Annotated in this window: 24 protein-coding genes; 14 read left to right on the top strand and 10 right to left on the bottom strand. The window is 40.8% G+C overall.

Annotation, left to right across the window (positions count from 1 at the left end):
- Nucleotides 1–3 precede the first annotated feature (3 nt).
- From F9817_RS07335 to F9817_RS07325, 3 genes are all read right to left on the bottom strand, one after another.
- Complete coding sequence (locus F9817_RS07335) at nucleotides 4–1,038, bottom strand: ABC transporter ATP-binding protein (RefSeq protein ID WP_161154310.1); 1,035 nt, start codon at nucleotides 1,036–1,038, stop codon at nucleotides 4–6.
- Complete coding sequence (locus tag F9817_RS07330; protein WP_161154309.1) at nucleotides 1,038–2,663, bottom strand: ABC transporter permease; 1,626 nt, start codon at nucleotides 2,661–2,663, stop codon at nucleotides 1,038–1,040. Before F9817_RS07330 ends, F9817_RS07335 begins: the two co-directional genes overlap by 1 nt.
- A 74-nt stretch (nucleotides 2,664–2,737) precedes the next feature.
- Complete coding sequence (locus F9817_RS07325) at nucleotides 2,738–3,751, bottom strand: Fe(3+) ABC transporter substrate-binding protein (RefSeq protein ID WP_161154308.1); 1,014 nt, start codon at nucleotides 3,749–3,751, stop codon at nucleotides 2,738–2,740.
- Between the two features lie 481 nt (nucleotides 3,752–4,232).
- On the opposite strand from F9817_RS07325, the gene cspE reads away from it, so the two are divergent.
- From cspE to F9817_RS07285, 8 genes are all read left to right on the top strand, one after another.
- The gene (gene cspE / locus F9817_RS07320; protein ID WP_161154307.1) at nucleotides 4,233–4,448 is read left to right on the top strand and encodes a transcription antiterminator/RNA stability regulator CspE; all 216 of its coding nucleotides are present in this window, start codon (nucleotides 4,233–4,235) and stop codon (nucleotides 4,446–4,448) included.
- A 376-nt stretch (nucleotides 4,449–4,824) separates the two neighbouring features.
- Nucleotides 4,825–5,025, top strand: coding sequence for a hypothetical protein (locus F9817_RS07315; protein ID WP_161154306.1), 201 nt, complete (start codon nucleotides 4,825–4,827; stop codon nucleotides 5,023–5,025).
- A 502-nt stretch (nucleotides 5,026–5,527) separates the two neighbouring features.
- Nucleotides 5,528–6,169, top strand: coding sequence for a carboxymuconolactone decarboxylase family protein (locus F9817_RS07310; protein WP_202436377.1), 642 nt, complete (start codon nucleotides 5,528–5,530; stop codon nucleotides 6,167–6,169).
- A 175-nt stretch (nucleotides 6,170–6,344) separates the two neighbouring features.
- The gene (locus F9817_RS07305; protein ID WP_161154304.1) at nucleotides 6,345–7,211 is read left to right on the top strand and encodes a DUF3737 family protein; all 867 of its coding nucleotides are present in this window, start codon (nucleotides 6,345–6,347) and stop codon (nucleotides 7,209–7,211) included.
- A 15-nt stretch (nucleotides 7,212–7,226) separates the two neighbouring features.
- Nucleotides 7,227–8,393, top strand: a complete 1,167-nt coding sequence (locus F9817_RS07300; RefSeq protein WP_161154303.1) for a MalY/PatB family protein — start codon at nucleotides 7,227–7,229, stop codon at nucleotides 8,391–8,393.
- A gap of 29 nt (nucleotides 8,394–8,422) precedes the next feature.
- On the top strand, nucleotides 8,423–8,953 hold the full coding sequence (locus F9817_RS07295; protein WP_237476200.1) for a cyclophilin-like fold protein: 531 nt from the start codon (nucleotides 8,423–8,425) through the stop codon (nucleotides 8,951–8,953).
- A gap of 149 nt (nucleotides 8,954–9,102) precedes the next feature.
- Entirely contained in the window at nucleotides 9,103–9,942 is an 840-nt protein-coding gene (gene kduI / locus F9817_RS07290) for a 5-dehydro-4-deoxy-D-glucuronate isomerase (RefSeq protein WP_161154302.1), read from the top strand.
- Nucleotides 9,943–10,065: 123 nt separating this feature from the next.
- Nucleotides 10,066–10,398: a hypothetical protein gene (locus tag F9817_RS07285; protein ID WP_161154301.1), complete on the top strand. Its 333-nt coding sequence runs from the start codon at nucleotides 10,066–10,068 to the stop codon at nucleotides 10,396–10,398.
- 452 nt (nucleotides 10,399–10,850) lie between these two features.
- Here the strand turns inward: F9817_RS07285 and F9817_RS07280 are convergent, their stop codons facing one another.
- The 4 genes from F9817_RS07280 to F9817_RS07265 all read right to left on the bottom strand — a co-directional run bounded on the left by F9817_RS07280 (nucleotide 10,851) and on the right by F9817_RS07265 (nucleotide 13,767).
- Entirely contained in the window at nucleotides 10,851–11,171 is a 321-nt protein-coding gene (locus F9817_RS07280) for an AzlD domain-containing protein (RefSeq protein WP_161154300.1), read from the bottom strand.
- Nucleotides 11,168–11,890 (bottom strand): AzlC family ABC transporter permease, encoded by a 723-nt coding sequence (locus tag F9817_RS07275; protein WP_161154299.1) that lies wholly within the window; start codon nucleotides 11,888–11,890, stop codon nucleotides 11,168–11,170. Before F9817_RS07275 ends, F9817_RS07280 begins: the two co-directional genes overlap by 4 nt.
- 143 nt (nucleotides 11,891–12,033) lie before the next feature.
- Nucleotides 12,034–12,870 carry an AraC family transcriptional regulator gene (locus tag F9817_RS07270; protein ID WP_161154298.1) on the bottom strand — a complete coding sequence of 279 codons (837 nt, stop codon included), beginning with the start codon at nucleotides 12,868–12,870 and terminating at the stop codon, nucleotides 12,034–12,036.
- A 444-nt stretch (nucleotides 12,871–13,314) separates the two neighbouring features.
- On the bottom strand, nucleotides 13,315–13,767 hold the full coding sequence (locus F9817_RS07265) for a nuclear transport factor 2 family protein (RefSeq protein WP_161154297.1): 453 nt from the start codon (nucleotides 13,765–13,767) through the stop codon (nucleotides 13,315–13,317).
- Between the two features lie 120 nt (nucleotides 13,768–13,887).
- Here F9817_RS07265 and F9817_RS07260 point away from each other — a divergent pair, with 120 nt between their 5' ends.
- Entirely contained in the window at nucleotides 13,888–14,811 is a 924-nt protein-coding gene (locus F9817_RS07260) for a LysR family transcriptional regulator (protein WP_161154296.1), read from the top strand.
- Between the two features lie 827 nt (nucleotides 14,812–15,638).
- Nucleotides 15,639–16,058 carry a GNAT family N-acetyltransferase gene (locus F9817_RS07255; RefSeq protein WP_161154295.1) on the top strand — a complete coding sequence of 140 codons (420 nt, stop codon included), beginning with the start codon at nucleotides 15,639–15,641 and terminating at the stop codon, nucleotides 16,056–16,058.
- Nucleotides 16,059–16,293: 235 nt separating this feature from the next.
- Here the strand turns inward: F9817_RS07255 and F9817_RS07250 are convergent, their stop codons facing one another.
- On the bottom strand, nucleotides 16,294–17,064 hold the full coding sequence (locus F9817_RS07250; protein WP_161154294.1) for a helix-turn-helix transcriptional regulator: 771 nt from the start codon (nucleotides 17,062–17,064) through the stop codon (nucleotides 16,294–16,296).
- 111 nt (nucleotides 17,065–17,175) lie between these two features.
- Here F9817_RS07250 and F9817_RS07245 point away from each other — a divergent pair, with 111 nt between their 5' ends.
- The 4 genes from F9817_RS07245 (at nucleotide 17,176) to F9817_RS07230 (ending at nucleotide 19,533) form a co-directional block, all read left to right on the top strand.
- Nucleotides 17,176–17,886, top strand: coding sequence for a type 1 glutamine amidotransferase (locus tag F9817_RS07245; protein ID WP_161154293.1), 711 nt, complete (start codon nucleotides 17,176–17,178; stop codon nucleotides 17,884–17,886).
- A 78-nt stretch (nucleotides 17,887–17,964) separates the two neighbouring features.
- The gene (locus tag F9817_RS07240) at nucleotides 17,965–18,600 is read left to right on the top strand and encodes a LysE family translocator (protein ID WP_161154292.1); all 636 of its coding nucleotides are present in this window, start codon (nucleotides 17,965–17,967) and stop codon (nucleotides 18,598–18,600) included.
- 231 nt (nucleotides 18,601–18,831) lie between these two features.
- Nucleotides 18,832–19,140 (top strand): NIPSNAP family protein, encoded by a 309-nt coding sequence (locus tag F9817_RS07235; RefSeq protein ID WP_161154291.1) that lies wholly within the window; start codon nucleotides 18,832–18,834, stop codon nucleotides 19,138–19,140.
- Nucleotides 19,141–19,242: 102 nt separating this feature from the next.
- On the top strand, nucleotides 19,243–19,533 hold the full coding sequence (locus tag F9817_RS07230) for a YkgJ family cysteine cluster protein (RefSeq protein WP_161154290.1): 291 nt from the start codon (nucleotides 19,243–19,245) through the stop codon (nucleotides 19,531–19,533).
- A gap of 291 nt (nucleotides 19,534–19,824) precedes the next feature.
- Here the strand turns inward: F9817_RS07230 and F9817_RS07225 are convergent, their stop codons facing one another.
- Nucleotides 19,825–20,973: a GGDEF domain-containing protein gene (locus tag F9817_RS07225; RefSeq protein WP_161154289.1), complete on the bottom strand. Its 1,149-nt coding sequence runs from the start codon at nucleotides 20,971–20,973 to the stop codon at nucleotides 19,825–19,827.
- Between the two features lie 421 nt (nucleotides 20,974–21,394).
- Nucleotides 21,395–21,850: a methylglyoxal synthase gene (locus F9817_RS07220; protein ID WP_161154288.1), complete on the bottom strand. Its 456-nt coding sequence runs from the start codon at nucleotides 21,848–21,850 to the stop codon at nucleotides 21,395–21,397.
- Nucleotides 21,851–22,108: the final 258 nt, after the last annotated feature.

Genomic DNA, 22,108 nt, shown 5'->3' with positions numbered 1-22,108 from the left:
ATATCAACTCGGGAAGGCATACACGCCTTTAGAGCAGATATTGACGGATACGTGATCGCCAATGGATAAAGGTTCTAGCGAAGTGGCGATCAGTTTGTTCCCTTTAACATGGACCACGTAGTGACATTGGTCGCCTCTAAATTGTTGCTCTTCTACTTGAGTTTCAGCATGGCTGTCGGATTGTAAAATTATGTTGTAAGGTCTCATGAGTAAGATACATTGCTGTTCAATGGTTAGCTCAGAAGGAGAATCGGCCTGAATGATTCCCAGAGAGGTTAAGTAGTCGTTATCTCGAGATTTTGTGGCGGGAAGGTAGCTGCCGCCGCCGAGAAAATCGGCCACAAATTTGCTTGATGGGTGATGATACAACTCGCTGGCTGTGCCGAATTGTTCAATCTTACCTTGATTCATGACGGCCATTTTATCGGCAAAAGCAAAGGCCTCTTCACGGCTATGAGTGACAAAAATCGCTGTGACGCCTTGGCGTTTAAAAATATCACGAATCTCTTTGATTAAGTCGTGGCGCACTTGAGTATCAATATTTGAAAAAGGCTCATCAAGTAATAACAAATCAGGTTGATAGATCAGTGATCGAGCGATAGCCACTCGCTGTTGTTGCCCTCCAGAGAGTTGATGAGGATAACGATCGGCAAAACCGTTCAATCGAACTAAAGAAAGCATGTTATTGACGCGTTCGCGTTTTTCTTGAGTAGTGACTTTTCTAAGGCCAAAGGCAATATTCTCACCTACGGTAAGGTGAGGGAAAAGTGCATAATCTTGGAAAATCATACCAATATTGCGCTGTTCGGGAGGCACTTGACGACTCCCATCATCCAGAGTGCGATTATTGAGATAGATGGCCCCGGTTTTCACTGGTAATAATCCGGCAATGGCTTTGAGTAATGTTGTTTTGCCACATCCACTGGAACCCAGCAAACAAATAATTTCCCCTTGATTAACCGATAAAGACAGAGATTCAAGTACAGTTTGTTGTTCGTACTGACACGTTAAATTTGCAATAGAAAGAGTATGTGTCATCAGTGAGCCCTCTCCAGTGAACGGTTAACAATGATGAGCGGAATTAAACCAACCAGAACTAACAGCACGGCCGGGAGAGCGGCAAGCTCTAATTGTTCATCGGAAGCAAAGTTATACACATAGGTAGCTAATGATTCGAAATTAAATGGGCGCAGCAGTAATGCCGCATTCAACTCCTTCATCGATTCAATGAAAACCAATAATATAGCAACCAAAATGCCACGCCTTATCATCGGTAAATGAACACGTCGTAGCATTTGTGTTTCGTTACATCCCATTGTGCGACTGGCCATGTCCATTGATGGAGAAACCTTACCTAAACTACTCTCAACACTACCAATGGCCACGGCTGAAAAACGCACCACCATGGCGAAGATAATGGCAAACATCGACCCCGATAGCACCAACCCAGGTTGATCCCATGCCATAAACTTTGCCATGTCATTAATCCAATAATCGACTTTGAGAACAGGGGCTAATACACCAATGGCTAGCACTGTGCCGGGCACGGCATAACCTAACGAGGCGGCGCGCATAAAAAATAGGCTCTGGTGAGCGCCTTGTAAACGATGAGTGAAGTTAACAACAATAGCGATAGCGGTTGCAATTAAGGCGGCCAATATTGAAATTTTTAAACTGTTAAAAGCGTATATTTTAAATTCTGGCGTCCAGCTTTGAATAAAATAATCGTAGGAATAACTAAGCAGTTGTACCAGCGGTAGAATAAATGCGATAGCAACTAACCCCCAACACCATACAACTGAAAGGGCTTTTTTCCAGCCATGTAACTCATAGCGCACATCTTCATGGCTGGTATAGCTGGTTTGAAACAGTTTCTGTTTTCTACGGCTGTAGCGTTCGCCACTCAATAGAAGTACGACGACCAACAGCATAATGGCGGATATTTTAGCCGCGGCACCTAAGTTTGAATAGCCAAGCCACGTATCATATACGGCGGTAGTTAGGGTGCTGACAGCAAAATAGCTCACCGTACCAAAATCACCTAACGTTTCCATGGCAACAAGAGAAAGGCCAACTGCCACCGCTGGACGAATTAAAGGTAAAGATACGCGGCGAAAGCTTTCGAGTGGGGAACAACCCAGTAGCCTTGCGGATTGCAGTAAGCTCACGTTTTGTTCCATAAACGCTGAGCGAGACATTAAGTATACATAAGGGTAAAGCACTAACGCTAATACAAAAATAGCGCCGGGCAAGGTACGAATATCTGGAAACCAGTAGTCTGATGCTCCCCAACTGGTGAGGTCTCTAAGCCATTGCTGAATAGGCCCCGCGTAATCAAACCAATCGGTATAGATATAGCCGACGATATAGCCAGGCATGGCTAAAGGAAGCACAAGTGCCCACTGTAAATATTTTTCTCCGGGCACGCGGCACATTGCCATTAACCACGCTGATGGTAGCCCAAATAATAACGAGAGCAGCATGACGCCAGCAACGAGCAATAAGGTATTTAAAGTATAAGTGGGTAACACCGTTGCAAAAAGATGAGAGAATAAATCACCAGAGCCCTGTATCGAAAGGTAGAACAGCGACAAAATAGGCAGAACCAATAGCAGGGCAAATGCTCCACTACCACATAGCCAGAAGTTAGGTTTATCCATCATGCTGGTGGCTCTCTTATAGATCTAAACACCTTAAAAGTCGTTCTTTAGTAAATATTTACTTGTATAGCAAATACTTAAAGATCGAATTTCACTTCATCGAGCAATTTTACCGCTGTACTGTTATATTTCGCGATCTGTTCCAAACTGAGGGTATCAGGCTTAAAATCGCCCCAAGATTTCACCAGCTTAGAGCGTTCAACACCCGGTTTCACCGGATATTCATAGTTCACTTCTGCGTACATTTTTTGTGCCTTATCACCGGTTAGAAACTCCATCAGCTTTTTGGCATTGTCGTGATTCGGTGCATATCTAGCCATCGCCATACCACTGACATTAACGTGAGTGCCTGTTGTCGTTTGATTAGGGAAATTGATATAAACAGACTCTGCCCATGCTTTTTGTTTCGCATCATTGAGCATGTTGCCTAGATAATAACTGTTACCTAAAGAGAGATCGCACAAGCCTTCTTTTATCGCCTTTACCTGTGAACGGTCATTGCCTTGCGGCTTACGGGCTAGGTTCGCTTTTACGCCTTGTAGCCAGGTTTTTGTTGCTGCTTCACCTTGATGAGCAATCATGGATGAAATCAGTGACACATTGTAGGGATGCTTGCCTGATCGAGTACAAATTTTGCCTTTGAACTTCGGGTTAGCGAGATCGGCATAAGTGAAATCGTGACTCAGTTTTCCTATGCGAGCGCGAGAGGAATATACATTACGAGCACGCAGTGTAAGCGCAAACCATTGACCTTTACTATCTCGGTATTGCGTGGGAACATTGGCATCAATAATGGGGCTATCTAATGGTTGTACGACCTGTTTATCAACTAACTCAGTTAAGAGACTAATGTCTGTGGCGATGACTACATCGGCAGGGCTGTATTGACCTTCTTGTACTAACTTTTCGGTCAATCCTTTTTTCGCAAACTTCACATTGACCTTTATGCCTGTTTCCTTAGTGAATTCTTCAAACATGGGTTTAACGAGAAAAGGTTGTCGATATGAATATACGTTAACCTCATTGGTAGCCATGGCAGAAGTGCTGAAAAGACCCACGCAGATAGCTGAAAGAGTCAGCATTTTTTTCATCGATAATCTCCTAATGCACATAAACAAATTAGTAATGATAATAGTTATTAATAATGTTAATACATAATGGAGATAACGATTATCAACAGAGATGATCTAAAGCGTATTTTTAGAAAAATGTTGCCATACAAGTTGCATAAATACCCTGGCGTGATGAAATGGTTCCTATCGAAATGATATTAACTCCCTGTTTTTCAATAATTATTTGGATATATCATGCTTTAAAAAGCACTAAACCTTTATGGTTTAAGCTTAACTTATTGATTTTAAAGAAAATAAAATATAATAGAGAAATACATATCTATTATATGTATATCGTGTATAGTGTCGTTAGCTCTTCTGGTGAGCTATTGATAATACATTTAGTTCAAGATCTTCTCAGTTTTTCGATTAAATTCGTCATATCTATCCTGCGATACCTTTTTCTTCATACCTTATTTAGTAGCTTCCTTTTTAACTCATTCAATGTATCGAGATATATATGTCAAATAAAACAACTGGTTTAGTAAAATGGTTTAACGAAACGAAAGGTTTTGGATTTATCACTCCTGAAAACGGCGGTGCAGACCTATTTGTTCACTTCCGATCAATTGTTAGCGAAGGCTTCAAAACTCTAGCTGAAGGTCAAAAGGTTTCTTTTGATATTGAACAAGGTAACAAAGGCCCACAAGCTAGCAATGTTACTTTAGTCTCATAATTTGCAAAGTCTCTCTTCTAATTTTTTAGAGGAGGTTATTTGGGTATGCATCCATAAAATATTGATGTACGGAAATATCAGATTTCCATAGTCTAAATAATGGTCCCTTTAAGCATCATTTATTCTTATTTTTCCAAAAATAGGGTGAAGTTTAAGATTATATAGAAAGGTTTTAAAGGGTTTTTATCGAAAAATATTAGAAGGAGACTGAGCTTTGAAAAAAACGTCAACGTGCTCTAAGCCTAAAACAGACAAAGCCAAGAGCCCTAGCGCGAACGAAAGTTCTAATAGTATTCATCATACAAGAAAAAAAATTGAAAAAATTTTGTTAGAACGAGAAGAAAAAAAACTTTGGGATCTATAAGGTAGGAACAATATGAGAAGACCAGTAAGAAAATCGATAAAAAAAACACAGAAGAATAACTTCGAAGAGCGATTCGCTGTTATGGTAAAGCAATATCAAGAAGAAAAAGAAATTCTAGAATCTATGGTTGAAGGTTCACCAGAATACATAAATCAGAAAAAGCTATGCGATAAATTATTTGCAAATGCTGAACGATTCATTAATAGAAATTAATTATTAAATTATTTATTCTGCAGTTTAGGTAATTAACTAAAATTTAACCTGAAATATCGATTGATATTGGTAACTTATTTGTTATAAAAATCTATCTCTCCAAAAGACACTTCTTAATAATTAGCAAGGATTCTTTATCAGAATCCTTTCTTTTCTCCCTCCTTATCTATCTTGTCACATTTTCCCTAACATGAGTGATAAGTCATTTAAGCCTATAACGCGTTTTGATGACAACACTGAACTCAATTTATTTCCCGTGATAACAATGGTTTGTATTTTTAGGCAATAAATGGAATCGATTAGGCTAAGGCTTAAATCGGATACATGGATAAAATATCTTCAGTCCAACGACATCAAAGTAAACGCAGCATGGTTAAAACGTTGTGCTCGTTCTTTGTAGCTAAAACTACTTTCAATGGAGACTCCAATGAAGTCGCTCATATTTGTAAGGACATTCTCAGTTGTTTTACTCATGCTTATCGGATTAACGGAGACTTATGCAATGTCAGAATCATCTTTGGATAGAAGACAAATTGCCATTATTCCCATTGCTGCACAGACTGCTAGTGGCGATATCGAAAACCTGAAAATCAGTTTGAACCAAGGTTTAGATACAGGTTTAACCGTCAACGAAATTAAAGAAATCCTGGTGCAAATGTATGCTTACACGGGGTTCCCTCGTAGCTTGAATGCGCTTGGCGCATTCATGAGTGTCGTTAATGAACGGCAAGAAAAAGGCATTAAAGACGAGGTAGGTAAAGAAGCGTCACCATTGCCAGCTGATTACAACAGCCTTAGAAATGGGACGGCAAACCAAACCAAATTGATTGGCCAAGAAGTCAAAGGTCCGCTATTTGATTTCGCGCCTGCCGTTGATGAATATCTAAAAGCGCACCTCTTTGGCGATATTTTTGAACGTGACGTGCTGACTTGGCAAGATCGTGAATTAGCGACCATTGCAGCTCTCGCCAACCTTAAAGGGGCTGGCAGCCAACTCGGGGCTCACTACGCAATTAGCATGCATAACGGCATCACCGAAGCACAAATTCGTGACTTTATCGAAGTCCTACGTAAAACCGTGAGTGCAGAAACAGCAAATGAAGCGGCTAAGGTATTCGACCAAGTCCTCACTGATCGTAAATAACCACTTTGATTGGTACGGTGCATGATCATCTCTCGGTGCCCTCAATGTGAAGGGAAACATGCCGCCTTTCTTTGGTTCTGACTGAAAAAATAACGACCTATTAATCACTAAGGCATTGAACCTGTTCAGTGCTTTAGTTGTTTATGGAGCATACAATTCAAGAGGTAATATCCAAATGACTGATATGACATTGGAAACCCAACTCATCGAAAATACCTTCTATGAAGGTGAACGTCCGTTATTTGCCTGTGAAAACATGACGCTGGAAAAAGTGCGTTTTTATCCGGGCGAATCAGCCCTAAAACACTCAAAACATGTTGTAGCTAGAGCCTGCGAATTTCTATGCAAATACCCATTTTGGCATAGTGATAACATCTTGTTAGAGGACAGCGTATTCACCGTTTATGGCCGCGCAGCGATTTGGTATACCCAAAATGTCGTGATGCGTCAATGCAAAGTCGATGCGCCCAAAATGTTCCGTAAAGTCTCGCATGTTTCTGTTGAAAACACGGTCTTTTCCTCTGCTGGAGAAACCTTTTGGTGGTGTGACAACATAACTCTAGACACTGTACAACTGAGAGGCGCTGATTATGTGTTTATGCATGGCGAACATATCGAGATTAATGATATGCACATGCAAGGAAACTATTCATTCCAAGAAGCAAAAAATGTGGTGATTCATAATTCTCACCTTGAATCGAAAGATGCGTTCTGGGAATCAGAGAATGTGACTGTGTATGACAGTGTTCTTGATGGTGAATACCTAGGCTGGCATTCAAAAAACCTTCGTTTAGTAAACTGCACTATTCGTGGTGAACAGCCATTTTGTTACTGTGAAAACTTAGTGTTAGAAAACTGCGTTATGTCGGATGACGCCGAGCTGGGTTTTGAATACTCATCAGTTGAAGCAGATATCAAATCTCACGTGGTGAGCATCAAAAATCCTAAGAGTGGATATATTAGGGCGAAATCAGTTGGTGAAATTATTCTCGATGAACATCGTATTACTCCAAGTGAATGTACCATCGAAACTGAAGAATAAATAAGGGACAACGTCATGGCGCAATACGATTTTGACCAAATTACTTCTCGCCGAGGCAGTGGCTGTTACAAATGGGATCGTTCACTGGATAAAGACAGTCTACCTATGTGGGTGGCTGACATGGACTTTCCAACAGCTCCGGCCATTATTGATGCACTAACACATCGTGTTCAGCATGGTATTTTTGGTTACACCAAGGTGCCTAGTTTGTATTACCAAGCGTTAATGGGTTGGTTTGAGCGTCGGTATGACTTTGCGATTGAACGTGATTGGGTGCTCTATACCTCCGGAGTGGTTCCGGCTGTCTCTGCGGCAATTAAAGCATTAACCTTATCAGGTAATGGTGTGATCGTGCAGACTCCGGTTTACAACTGCTTCTTTAGCTCCATTCGTAATATGGGCTGTCAAGTCGTTGAAAATACGTTAATTAACCGCGATGGTTATTATGAAGTTGACTTTGAGGATCTTGAGCAAAAAGCTCAAGACCCAAACAATACCGTATTGATACTCTGTAATCCGCATAACCCTGTGGGACGAGCTTGGACTGAAGCCGAATTGCGTAAAATTGGTGCTATTTGTTTTTCCCATGGCGTAAAAGTGATCAGTGATGAAATTCACTGTGACTTGGTGTTCCCAGAACACCATCATCAGCCTTTTGCGGCGTTAGGCCCTGAATTTGCGGCGAACAGTGTGACGTGCCATGCGCCAAGTAAGTCTTTCAACATTGCCGGTCTGCAAATCGCCAACATTATTGTGCCGAATCCTGAATTGCGTGTGCGTGTTAATAAAACATTAAATATTCATGAAGTGTGCGATGTGAACCCGTTTGGTATCGAAGCATTGATTGCTGCTTATCGAGATAGCGAAAAGTGGTTCGATGAGCTGCTTACGTATCTGTACGGTAATTACCAAATCACTCAAGCGTTCATTGCAAAAGAGATCCCTCAAGTCACGCTCACCAAGCAAGAAGCGACTTACCTAGCATGGATTGATTGCCGTTCATTAGGCATGAGTTCTAACAAATTGGTTGACAAACTCGAACACGAAGCACATCTGATTCTTAGCCCAGGTTCTGTGTTTGGCGCGGATGGGGAAGGGTTTTTACGTCTGAATATGGCGTGTCCACGAGCTTTACTCATGGATGGGTTACATCGTTTCAAAGCAGGGATTAAAGCCTGCTAACGTCTTGCTGATGAGGGTAGGAGTTATTCATGAACAATACCAAGAAACAGCCCCAATATGATGTACCAAGACGGTATACGCCATCCAAGTTGACGAAGTGTTACCGCCGAGCATCAGGCTTATTGTGTTCGTTGCTGTTTGCTTTTTCTATCACTGGTACAGCTCAAAGCGCACTAGCAGATAGCCATTCTAATTTAGGGAGTTCACCGATGAAAATTCGTTTTGTTTTTGACGATCAAACAATCCATGCAACACTCAATGACACGCCGACCACTCGGGATTTTGTGCGTCAATTACCGTTGTCATTTGAGCTAGAAGATTACGCGAGTACCGAAAAAATCGCCTATCTTCCAGAAAAATTGACTCGAGAAGGCGCGCCGTCAGGCACTTCAGCGCGAGCTGGCGATATCGCTTATTATGCGCCTTGGGGTAATATGGTGATTTTCTACCGCGATTTCGGTCATGCAAATGGCCTGATTCACCTAGGTAAAATCGATGCTGGTCTAAAGCGGTTCACGTCCGGTCAATCTATGGTTGTCACTATAGAGTTAGACGAATAGTTTCCGCTGTCATATTACGCTCGATCAAAAATATAAACGACGTTTCAATAAAAATGATTCTATTTGTCACAAATTTGTTTTTGCGTATCCAAATGATATTGCTCAAATTTGTATGAGTGCTAGTCTGGCTCCAATATAAGGAGAAGCTCATGCATACCAATTACAACAGCAATCCATTGGATGCTAAAACATACGATACCGATCGCCTACGGTCAGAATTTCTTACCGAAGACTTATTTCAACGTGATGACATTACTTTGGTTTATAGCCACATTGACCGAATTGTGGCCATGGGAGTGGTGCCGAATAGTATGACACTCAAACTTAATGATTTTGTCGATACCAAAGCGTTTGGTGTGGAGTATTTTCTTCAGCGTCGTGAACTGGGATTAGTGAACCTTGGTGGTCCAGCCAAAGTGAAAACAGCAGTTCAAGAATACAGTTTGAACTATTTAGATGCGCTGTATCTGAGCATGGGAGAACAGGATGTTGAGTTTTCGTCATTAGAACAGTCAGACCCTGCGCTCCTATATTGTTTAAGCGCACCTGCTCACCATTGTTATCCATCCAGAATTATTACCCGTGAACAGGCCCGTTATGTTGAGCTTGGTACAACAGAAAATGCCAACGCTCGGACGATCACTCAATATCTTCACCCTGATGTGCTGCCAACGTGCCAACTTTGCCTGGGCGTGACTCATCTCAAACCTGGCAGCGTGTGGAATACCATGCCAGCCCATACGCATGAAAGGCGTATGGAGGCCTACCTTTACTTCAATGTTGCCCCCAATCAAGTGGTGTTCCATTTTATGGGAGAACCTCAAGAAACTCGCCATATTATTGTGCGCGACAAACAGTTTGTACTCTCACCAAGTTGGTCTATTCACTCTGGCTGCGGCACACAAAATTACAGCTTTGTGTGGGGAATGCTGGGAGAAAACCAAACCTTCGACGATATGGATTTTGTGGACATGAAAGATATTCGCTAATTAAATGCATTAGCGAGCTTGTGTGTAATCAACTAACTGATGGAAAAGTACTAAGAAACAGGATGTTGCGCAAAATAAAGGGCTGCATTACGATGATGACACGATTAGATAAAAGGAAGTATCTTGAAATCATTCATATTAGGAATTTTATATGCGTTCATCGCGGTTGTTCTAATCGGATCTCTGGGACGATGGTTAGTGCCTTATCTAGCATCAATTACTCTAATTGATTACGTTGCTTTCTGTGGTGTTTTTGCTATCGGTATTGCGTACTTAGCTTATGACGGCAGCAGCGCAGGTAATCAAGATGTAACGTTACTAATCACTCATCGTGAACTGGTCAGCAGTGAGAGCGATGCAAAAGACCGACACAACCGAATTAGTTTTGCGTTTTCATTAGGTATTGCTGGCATCATGTTATTGCTAATTAGCGCTTTATTGGCTTGGTTGCAGTAAGTCTTTTTCACCTGAACATACCGTAGAATCTAACGAGGATATACACCATATTGTATTCTGCCGGGCGGGAGTAATGAAATCACAAGATTTATCGAGGATGGGAGCTGCTATTGACTGAGCTCCATTAGTTCGAGGTCTGGGGGGATTCTCATGACTATCAGTCAATTGCCGAGAAGTATGCTAGCTTTAACTCTAAATTTCCCTCTCAATTACTAGAGAAACACTTGGTTATAGCCAAGACATGGATTCTTATTGAAGTGACAAACATTTTAACTAGTCGAAATAAACCAGACACATCAATATACATCAACTGGTACAGAGCCAACGTACCAACGTGGATTGAATCTGTGGGGAAAAACGCTATAAATACACGAAAGCTCAAATGGTCAAAAGAACTAGCTCATACATATATTCTGCATAAATCACATCTAAAATTATGCAGACGCATGCTGTTAAGTTCTAAATAACACCAGATTTAGCATTAAAAACACCGCCATACTAACTACTGTTGTAAGTAATACATTTTTAGTTTTCCAGGCCAAAATTCCTGCGAGTAAGGATGCCCAAATGTAAGGGTTAAAGCTATCGAGCCACAACGATTTTTCATGGGTAAATACAATGGGTGCCCAGATTGCAGTAAGCACTGCTGGGCTAGAATAACTTAGGAAACGTTGTACGTTTGCGCTTAGACGCAGTGGCAACTTAGGTTCTAGAAATAAATAGCGGCTAATGAAAACTAACGCTGTCATGGCGAATATAGATAACATAATCATGACTGAGTTCCTTGCAATTGCTCGGTAGCATAACCCGCAAGCATCGCTCCAATACTAGCGATCATAAGGCCGCCATCTAAATTGATCACTGTTAAGCTAACGGAAAGTAATATTGCTACTAAGACAGAAACAATCATGGGCAAACTTTTGATGTTCGGCACTACAATCGCAATAAATGTCGCTGCGACAGCAAATTCCAGCCCTAACTCGTTCAAAGAGGGAATTCGCTTACCAGCCAAAATGCCCGCGAGTGTCGCCAAGTTCCAAACCAGATAGAAACTTAATCCCGCCCCGAGCGCGTACCATTGGTTGAACTGCTGTTCTTTCTGTTGGCCGCACACTGCAAACAATTCATCGGTTAACAAAAAGCCGAGTATGAGTCTCCAACGAGTTGGTAGTGGGCTAATTTTACTACGCATCGACACACTGTAGAGAAAATGACGTGAGGTAATAAACAGTGTTGTAAGCAACATAGTTATTAAACCCGCACCTGTTTTGATCATACCCGTTGCGACAAGTTGCGCTGAACCAGCAAATAAAATAGCAGATAGTGCCTGGCTTTCAAACGGATTCAACCCGGCATCAATAGCGAATGAGCCTGCAAGTAACCCCCAAGGTAAAACAGCCACGCTTAACGGCAGCATGGCAATGACACCTTGCCAGAAGGAACGAGATTTTGATTTAGTGTAAGAATGCTGCGACAAAACGGTACTACTCATGAAGTCATCCTGCTTTGGATTGTTGACGTTATATGAAACACGTAATATTTATGGTTTTTAGCTGAAATTAGCGTAAATCATGACATCACAGTAACGAGGAAAATACTTGTACAAAGTTGCTGCTTAAAAATGACGGTAGCGGATTAATGTTGAATATACTGCTTGGGGGTAATTCCCATCGCTTTTTTAAAGTGGCGGTGGAGATGACTTTGATCGTGAAAGCCACATTCCTGCGCAGTATCTAAAATCGAATGTCCGGCTTTGAGTAGCCTGCGGGCATAGCGTAGCCGAGCCTGAATTTGGTATGCGTGAGGGGGAAATCCAAATTGTTTCTGAAATGCCCGAACCAGATGAAATGCACTGATACCAGCCAATTTAGCCAGTTCTTCCAATGAGACATCGGCTTGTGGAAAGTCATCAAGAAATTCTTTTACCAGAGTTAATTGTTTCTGAGCTTTGGACATTTCAACAGGTTTAGGCGGGGTCTTACCATGACGTGCCATTAGCTTGACTAAACTCGCGTACACCAGAGTTTCTCGTAGCAGGCGGTTGTCAGATTCTTCTAGAGTAGAAAACACCAGACGAAATTGACTGGCAAGTTCTGGGTCTTTCACTACTGCATCGGGAAAGTAAGGAGCCCCGTAACTGCTATTGCAAAGCTCTTGGGTAATAGCCTGAAACTGCTCTGCTAGAGGGTACATTGCTTTATAAGCCCAGCCTCCTTCCACGGCTGAGTGACCGGTATGCATTTCGTCAGCATTGACCAGAATTATAGAGTCTTGCGGAGCTGTGTGATTTGCTCCCGTACGGTAGAAACTCTGTGCGCCGCGCTCAATGACCCCGATAGTGTATCCTTCATGGCTATGACGGGAAAAAGTCTGGGTCTCATATTTAGCATCAAGTAGCTCAATTCCACCAAGTTCATCTGCCACGTGAAACTTTGCACTTTCCTTCGATTTTAGGGTGTGTTGCTTATCCATAATCCACTCTTGTCTACGACAACTGTTTAGTTTATACAAAAAATCACTTCGTGTTTTGTACAAAATTGCTCAGATGACGAAGTATATGATGATGGGGGAGTTGCATATTGCTCGGCATTCTTATGTAGAGACCGATGTATTCCTAATATAGAGGGAACAAGTTAGTTGTAGCGTTATAAAAAACTAGCTCAAAGAATACGTAGTTACCCTTATTAAAAAGTTATCTCAAACTAGTCGTTAACAAAGTTATACTGCACAGAGCAATTTAACCCGTTTTTATAGTGATTATGTTATTGATTTACCGTTGGGAACGGTGTGCTTGGATAAGCTTCCAACAGCGTTAATAATCCAACAGTTAGCTTATCGCCGGAAATCACACGTTGAAAGCTGGTTGGTAGTTAAAGTATGTTTTTATTCATCGTTTCTGAACTCTTATTTGGGGTATTAATGAGACTCTTCCGGCCATAAAACATCTAATTCACTATGCGAAATTCTCCATTCTCCATTTACACGAACATACTGATCTACGTAATGTCCTAGAAGCAAAAACGGATGTTGAGATTGGTCTCGATCAGTAACAAAATCCAGTAGGTAACAGCTGCCAGATGCATTGTTTTCGTCGATTAAAGTAATATCGTGATTGGTTACCGCGTGTACAAAAGGAAAATGTGCTCGGTTTTGTGTATCGAATGCGTGGTAAGCCTCTTTTAGACTTTGTTTGATTTCAGTTAAACCCTTCATTGAACCGACGGTAACTTTAACTTCGGCATTTTCTGTAAAGACTTCTCCCATTTTTTCAGCTTTGCCACTATCAAGTAGCTGGCTGTAACGTAGTCTTAATGCTCGAATATCTTCGCGGTCAAGTAGGGCGTTAATACGTTTATTGTTATCGGACATGGTGGATCTCCAGTGAGTGAGCTAGGTCAGGTTGTTTCATCTAATAGGAGATATTGTATTGACTTGTTTTAAAATGATAATACAGTTCTAATTCCATTTATTGCATCCCATGGTTCCATAATGAAGGTTGTAGAGACTCAATTTTCTGGTGTTATTGAATACGTTGAAACGCTACGAACGGGTTCATTTACTGCTGCTGGTGAACGTTTAGGGCTTACTGGTTCTGCAGTTGGTAAAAGTGTTACCCGGTTAGAAAAAAAGTTAGGTACGAAATTACTGCATCGAACGACACGCAGCTTAACACCAACACCAGAAGGCCAACGTTATTTTGAAGGTTGGATTGGTATACTGGATGAAATCGACAGCTTGGAGCAAGGTGTTGTCGCAGGAAGTGTTCAGGTTTCTGGAATCTTAAATGTTCATCTTCCAGCAGCATTCGGAAGAAGACACATCATGCCAGTTTTGCTGGAGTTAACTAAGAAATACCCGAATCTCGATTTGTCGATTGCATTTAGTGAAAGGCGTATCAATCTGATTGATGAAGGCGTTGACCTTGTGGTACGCATAGGTACATTAGAAGATGATGCGGATTTAATTGCAAGACGATTAGGGGGCCAACGATTGGTTGTGTGTGCCAGCCCCGAATACCTTAAAAAGAAGGGGACTCCTAAGCTAGTGACTGAACTGACAGAACATGACTGTATTGTCGGCGGGCAGAGAAGCTCTCAACCTGCATGGTTGTTTAGGCATACTAATGGTGAAAGTTTTTCACAGGTGGTTCATGGGCGGTATTGTTTTAGCGATGGTGACGCAATGCTATCTGCTGTCTTAAACGGAGTAGGAATAGCTCAGTTACCCACTTGGTTGATTAGTGAGCACCTTGCGACAGGTGCATTAGTGACGGTACTTAATGAATACGCAGGTGCTGAAATGCCAATACATGCTGTATGGCCGCGTTCACGATATTTAAAGCCGAGACAACGGGTAGTGATTGATGCTTTGTTAGCAGAGGCTGAAAAAATGGGTTCGATTTATCGATTATGACTTAGTCTTATCGTTTAAGTTGATTTATTGTAGCTGTGAAGTTCCTTGTGCATCATTCCAATATATTGGCAAAGTTACTGATTCAGTTTTGTCCACTTTCGTTTCAGTTTGCTCTGTCTAAAACGTTTTTGCCCCAAAATCGTTTAGCACGAGCTTCTTGACCTCTTTCTTAAGTCAGTTCTTGACCTACTTTTCTTAATGGTAGATTATGAGTCTAGTTGAGCACTTTTGATTATACAGACATGTTCTGCAATTTATGAGTGGAAGGAAGAATAAGACATATAGAACAGTATGTTGCAGGTATGGCGTCTGTATTTTCTGAAAATATTATAAAGACAATGTCTGCTGAAAAGATACTGTTAAAAAGCTGAAAAAGGGCAAAGCTAATTAAATAGGTTTGGTTCCGTAATCGCTGAGATATTCGAGTCAGCTTTGGCATCCGTTTTGTTGCTGGTTTCTGCTTTCTTTGGTGCAAGCCGTTTGAATTAAGCGCAAGGCTAATATCGCCATTCAACAGATTCGCCAACTTTGCATCATCAAGTGGCAATTAGCTGTTCGTTACTTTCGTGGACGGCGGGGTTTATCACCCACAAACAAGTCTAATGATGTTGAAGGTTTTGTTGTGGTTACACCGTGGAGTGCAGCACTTGTTGGTCGCTCATGACTGTCTTAAACCCAAAGGTTGCTGTAAGGTATGTGGTTACAGTAAAAGCTTTTTTTAACAAGGCGCAGCAGCAGACACAGTTTAGTTGGGCGGGTGCTGTTTAGAGTCAAATATTCGCTAGTGCAATGGCTAGGTGCTGCTGTGCTAGTCGTTATGTGAATTTATGAAGATCGAGAAAGTAGAACGATTACCAAGTGATATTGAAACTCTGATAACTGAAAGCCAATTGGAAGGTTTTCGCTTTTTAGCACGACTTCAAAATGATTTTGCAAGCGGAGTAAATAAGTTCAATAAGAACGGTGAAACCCTTGTGACTGTTAGGGTCGATGGTAAATTGGTAGCTATCGGTGGTATTAATCGCCAAGATGACTGCGCGCGGTTGCGTCGATTCTATGTAAGTAAGTGCAGTCGTCGTTTGGGTGTTGGACGCGAATTGCTCGAATTTCTTGAGAAACATGCGTCTCAGTATTTCACAAAAGTCACTTTATTTACCGATACTCTACAAGCGAATCAATTTTACGAAGCCTGTGGTTATTTACCTGTAAATAGGCACCACGTTAGTCATGAGAAAGCATTCACATAACAAGAGACTATGCCATCAACATACTTTTCCTAATCTGACAGAAACGCTATTGAGAATCAGTTCTAAGACGCTTCTGTCCATCAACGTGTCAGGTTAACCTTGCATATCTAGAACGAAATTGCCCCATTATCATTTAGAGTCCAAGCATGATTACATGCTTATGCGCGTTTGTTTCCCTTATTAAAAATAATCCCAAAAGTGGTGTAATCCATTATATTGAATAGTCTGTACTCGTTTAAAGGTTTACTGTGCGGTGTTTTCTTGGGGTTTGATTGAACAGCTTTTTAAAAGCCTGTACATAGGATGAATCAGATGCGTACCCCAACTCCATAGCAATTTCCTGTATGCTCATTTTCGAGCTTAATAATGGCAGAGATAAAACCAGCCTTATATTTTGTCGCCAAAGAGCAAATGATTGAGAGAACTCTTTCGCACATAATCTGGATAATGTGCGCTCAGATGCTCCGACTTTTTTTGCCCATTCTTTTAACGTAAACGGTAAGTCAGGTTTCTGTTTAAGCTGTAGAAAAATAGATAAAAGGCGTTTGTCCGTAGGGATGAGAAGTGGTATTTCATAACTTTTCGCTGCCTCGATTTGATCTCGTAAGACCGTTAACAGATGTGTCACATTGGATTCCGACTGTGAGAGCGTATCGTTCTGAAATAAAAGCTGTATCAATTCTTTGAGGAAGGCGTTTACCTGACAGGATTTAGGCTCACTTCCATACTGAACTCGTTTGTTAGGGTTGAGGTAAATCGCTAAAAACTGTGTGTCTGTAATCGCAACAGATTTATGAATGGTATTAGCGGGGATAAAGAGCATACCATTGTGAGGGACTATTACACTTTTATCGCTAATATCTGATTGTAACAACCCTTGACGTGGAAAGATTATTTGATGCCATGGATGTGAATGAAAATCATCAATATATCCAGAGATCATGCTGGTTGATTTAGTTATAAATTGTTTATCCGGAAAATCTCTGATTAAGTCGTTAGCTTGCATGATTGGCGGCTTATCTATATTAATTGTCAGTTATTATAAATTACGCCACTCGGATTTGGTATAACATCGTAGGCCAATCGTTAGAAGAGACAAAAGGTAAAAGGCCAAAAGATGCGTGTTCACTTTATCATTCATGAAAATTTTGAAGTTCCGGGAGCTTACGAGTTCTGGGCTAAAGCTCGCGGTTACACCACGACTTATACTCGAGTTTATGACGGTGACTCTCTTCCGATAAAAGTAGATGATATCGATTTTCTGATTGTCATGGGTGGCCCACAAGATCCTGTAACCACTATCGAGCAATGTGCTCATTTCGATGCCAAAGGTGAACAGGCGGTAATAACAAAAGCGATTAATGCAGGAAAAGTCGTACTTGGTATTTGTTTGGGAGCTCAACTCATTGGTGAAGCGTTAGGTGCTCACTATGAGCATAGCCCTGAACGTGAAATTGGTAAATTCCCTATCACGCTAACCAAAGACGGCATTACCCATCCATTGTTTGACCATTTTGGCACAGTGCTGGAAGTGGGCCATTGGCACAACGACATGCCGGGACTGACACCAGACTCAAAAATAATTGCATACAGTGAAGGCTGTCCTCGTCAAATCGTTGCTTATAGCGATTTAGTGTTTGGTTTTCAGTGTCATATGGAATTGACTAAAGAAGTTGTAGCGTTGCTCATCGAAAATGATGATCTTAGTGGGGCAGCAAACTATCGTTTCGTTGATGAGCCTGAAGTACTAATAAATCATGACTATGCTGAGATGAACCAAAAGCTACACGAATTTTTGGACAAACTAGCGAAAGCCTATCAAGCATAAAGTTAACTTTCTGGTCGCTTTTTATTTTATCATCTGCTCATTGAGCTGGCTTTTTATAGATAGTTAGTGAGGAAACACATGGGCATTGATTTGCAAACATACATGCCAATATTGGCAATCACTGGAGCGCTTACTCTCGGCGCTATGAGTCCGGGTCCCAGCTTTATCTTTGTTGCCAGACGAGCAATTTCACTTTCAAGACGGCATGGAATTTTTACCGCGTTAGGTATGGGGACGGGAGCTTTAGTTCTATCGGTTGCCGCCTTACTCGGATTACAAACGATTTTTAGCCTGATTCCGGTAAGCTATTTAATATTTAAAATTGCAGGCGGATGCTACCTCTTGTTTTTGGCATTTGGAATTGTGAGATCAGCTCGAATTCCGTTACAGACCATAGATGCTACTCGATGCCAAGACATTCCCTTATTTCGTTCGTACTTATTAGGTTTAGGAACCCAACTCAGCAACCCAAAAACAGCCATCGTATTTGCCAGCGTATTTACAACACTGCTTCCGCAAAACATACCTATGTATTTCTATATTGCGGTTCCAATCTGCACATTTTTGAGTAATGCAGGATGGTATCTTATTGTTGCTTTAGTTTTATCTGCTTCACGCCCTCGTCAAGCGTACTTAAAATTTAAAAATTTTATTGATTATTTGTCTGGGTCAGTGATGGGAGGATTAGGATTGAAATTAATCATCAGTCGCTAATAAATGTCACTAATGAGCACTTTGCTATACTTTAAGTAATGTATAAAATGCTAATTTAGTGAAATCGATAACTCAAAAATGTCCACTTTCGTTTCAGTCTGCTCTGGCCGAAAGGTTTTTATCCCATTCGGTGTTACTAACTTCATTTGCTTAGCTTGAATTCCTGATTCTTTGACCAAATTTATTTAATACTCAGGATGTGAGTAGACTAAAAAATAGAAGGAGCTGTCAGTGATCACCTGTCACGTTAGATACGTTATTGACCCTAAGAAAATCCCTGAATTTGAATATTATGCCCGTATGTGGATCCCTCTCGTTGAACAGTTTGGTGGTATACATCATGGGTATTTTTTACCATCGGAAGGAGCGAATAACATTGCAATGGCGTTGTTTTCATTTCCATCTTTAGCCGAATATGAAAAATACCGTCATGAATCAGCATCAGACGAAAACTGTAAAGCTGCATTCAAGTATGCAGAAGAAACGGATTGCGTAGTGAGTTATGAACGTAGCTTCTTCCGTCCAATTCTTTCTGAGTGATTTGTGTGTCACTAGCGATAAGCTCTGACACTATTCACAAAAATGCAGTTTTTCACATCAAATTTACGGTACAATGCAGAATTGACCAAATTATAGTTATTTATGTCTATACCAATCAATACATCTCCTTCCTCAAATGTATCTTGCTCAAACTGTAAAGCTTGTTGTTGCCGTCTTGAAGTGATGATCATCTCAGACACTGGTGTTCCTGAAGAATTTATTGCACGAGATGAGTATGGCGGTGAAACAATGATGCGATTAAATGATGGCTGGTGTGCTGCTTTAGATAGAGACACTCTAATGTGTACAATTTATGAAAATCGTCCTTGGATATGCCGCGAATTCGAAATGGGGTCTAGTGAGTGCTTAGATGAACGTGTTAAGTATCTATAAAGCAACAACCTGATGTTTTTATTCAAGGCTTGTTAGTCATAACAAAACCAAAGCTTCAGCATATTTTCCCTAATCCGACAAAAACGTTCTAGAAAATAAGGTCTAGCACGTTTCTGTCTATCAACGTATCGGAGGCTTTGAGTGGCGCGACGAGTAATGACACGAGAGATTAACTCTGGTATCAAGTATTGATTGGTGAGTTAGCGAAAACACGATCAGTGCTGCATGAATCATATTAACTATTTAGACTAGGCTTAAAAATCGCACAGACATTAGGTAAGTCTTTGTCAGTTATGTTTCTAAAACGACCCTAGGACTAAAGGGAAGTGTTTTATTTCTTCCAGATTGTTTTGCTTGATACAAAGCCTTATCTGCTTTATCGATTGCTTCCGTGATGTCTTCGTCCTCGGTAGAGACTAAAGAATAACCTGCGGATATAGTTAACTTATAATTATCAGAGTGAAGTGTTGAAGACACGTCTATTTGTTCGATTTGAGTTCTCAGTTTCTCTGATAATTGAGCAGCACCTTCGAGAGATGTCCCAGGCAATAAAGCAATGAATTCTTCTCCACCATAACGACACAAAATATCACTAGACCTTACAGTTGATGTGAGGGTGTTTGCGACTAACTGTATGACTCTGTCACCACCTAAATGACCAAATGTGTCATTAATTTTCTTAAAGAAATCGATATCGATCATAATAACACTCATGTCATATTTCATACGATAGTGCTTGGCTTTTTCAAGCTTTGCTAAAGAGAAAAAATCTCTTCGGTTACGCAATCCGGTCAGGGGATCTGTTGATGAAACCTGCTGTAACTCTTTTTCTACTTGTCTTCGCTTTTTGTCCACTTTTTCATAAAAGAGAGAACTGATGGTTATCATGATTATGAGAAACCAAGCAATAGTGTTGACGTATAAGCCAAATGATTTAGCTGCTTCAACGTTTATAAGAGAACGAGATACAAGAAACCCTATGCCGAAGCATACGCAAAATCCTGTAACCATCAGAATCCTAGAAAGTTTTCCACCAATATGTATAGAGAGTAACCCTTTTAACAGAGCTCGATTTGCTGTTGAACCTAAAACAGATAATCCCATAATGTAAGCAATACATGTCGTGGTTAAAGACATTTCTCCATAAAAATCGGTAATGTGAAAAGCATATCCTGTTATTGAAACGGAAGGGAATAGTAGACTAAAGAAGCTAAAAACTTGGCTGAGTAGGGGGTTGTGACGCACACGTGATATTAATGCCGCGACTAAACACATAAAGCACGCTAATGTATTTGCTCCCATCATATTTCGTTCACCTGATACAAGTTCATAAGAGTGAACCGGTAAGTCGTTTATTAATTGAAATAGTGATGTGAGTTCTAGGAATCTATAGATGAGGAGCAGTAAACAAACGATTAAAAAAGCATAAACTGCTTTCATGAGTGATCTTTTAAAATAGGTTTGTGCTAAACATATTAATAAACCTGAAATAGCGGTAAGAGGGTTTGTCGCAGGGCCATCAGGATAAGGCCTATAGATTGACTCAATATCAAAGGCATATCCCAAAACTGTTAATAGACAAAGACATAATCCTAAATAAGCTAATAGTTTAGCACTAACCATTGTCCTGATAATTATTCGATTACTTTGGTCGCGGCTTTTTCTTATCAAACTACCCACCCACACATTTCTTAGTAACAAGTACTACTTTAGTGTAGACGTAAATCATTTGATGCAAATCAATTTCTCGATTTCGGTCCGTTTTTCCTCAAACAGATGTCAATTAAATATCTTAATATGTCAAATAACAAAGCCCGTTGCTCGATATGTAGCAACGGGCTATTGATTTCATTTGGGTTTACTAAGTACGATCGGCTAAATAATCTTGGTAATCTGGGATTTCAATATCCACTTCTTCATTAATAAGTGGAGAGTGGAAGATAAATTTAGCGCTAGCTCGGTTAGTTGCAACTGGAATGTTCCATACACTCGCGATACGTAGTAATGCTTTAACATCAGGGTCGTGTGGTACAGAGTTGAGCGGATCCCAAAAGAAGATGAGCACATCAATTTTACATTCAGCAATCATGGCACCAATTTGCTGATCACCGCCCATTGGCCCGCTAATTTTACTTTTTATTGCAAGTCCGGTTTCTTTACTGAGCATACTGCCTGTGGTGCCTGTCGCGTAGAGAAAATGCTGCTGCAAAATTTCTTTGTTTTCTTTTACCCAACGTAAAAGTTCACTTTTGCAATTGTCGTGGGCGACAAGCGCGACATGTTTGTGCGCACTTAAAGTCCGAGTGGTTTTTTTCATGGTGTTTAGTTCCTAATGTTTCAACACATCGCGAGAGACGAACCTATGGTAAGCCGTAGAACGATATTGGAATAATGTCTAATTTAACGTATTTAAAACGGTGGTTTAGTGATGGTATCGATCTATCTTGCGAGCCAAAATGGATTTTGTGCAAAAATGTGGGAAGGAACCGAAGAATGAGAAAATAAAAAAGCACCACCTCAAATGGGCAGTGCTTGGTATTTACGTTAGCGATAAGGGAGAAATGACCCTATCGAA

It is taken from the genome of Vibrio eleionomae, assembly GCF_009874545.1.
GTDB lineage: Bacteria > Pseudomonadota > Gammaproteobacteria > Enterobacterales > Vibrionaceae > Vibrio > Vibrio nitrifigilis.
Note: the sequence above shows the minus strand (reverse complement) of the source record. Positions and strands in the feature narration are given on the sequence as shown.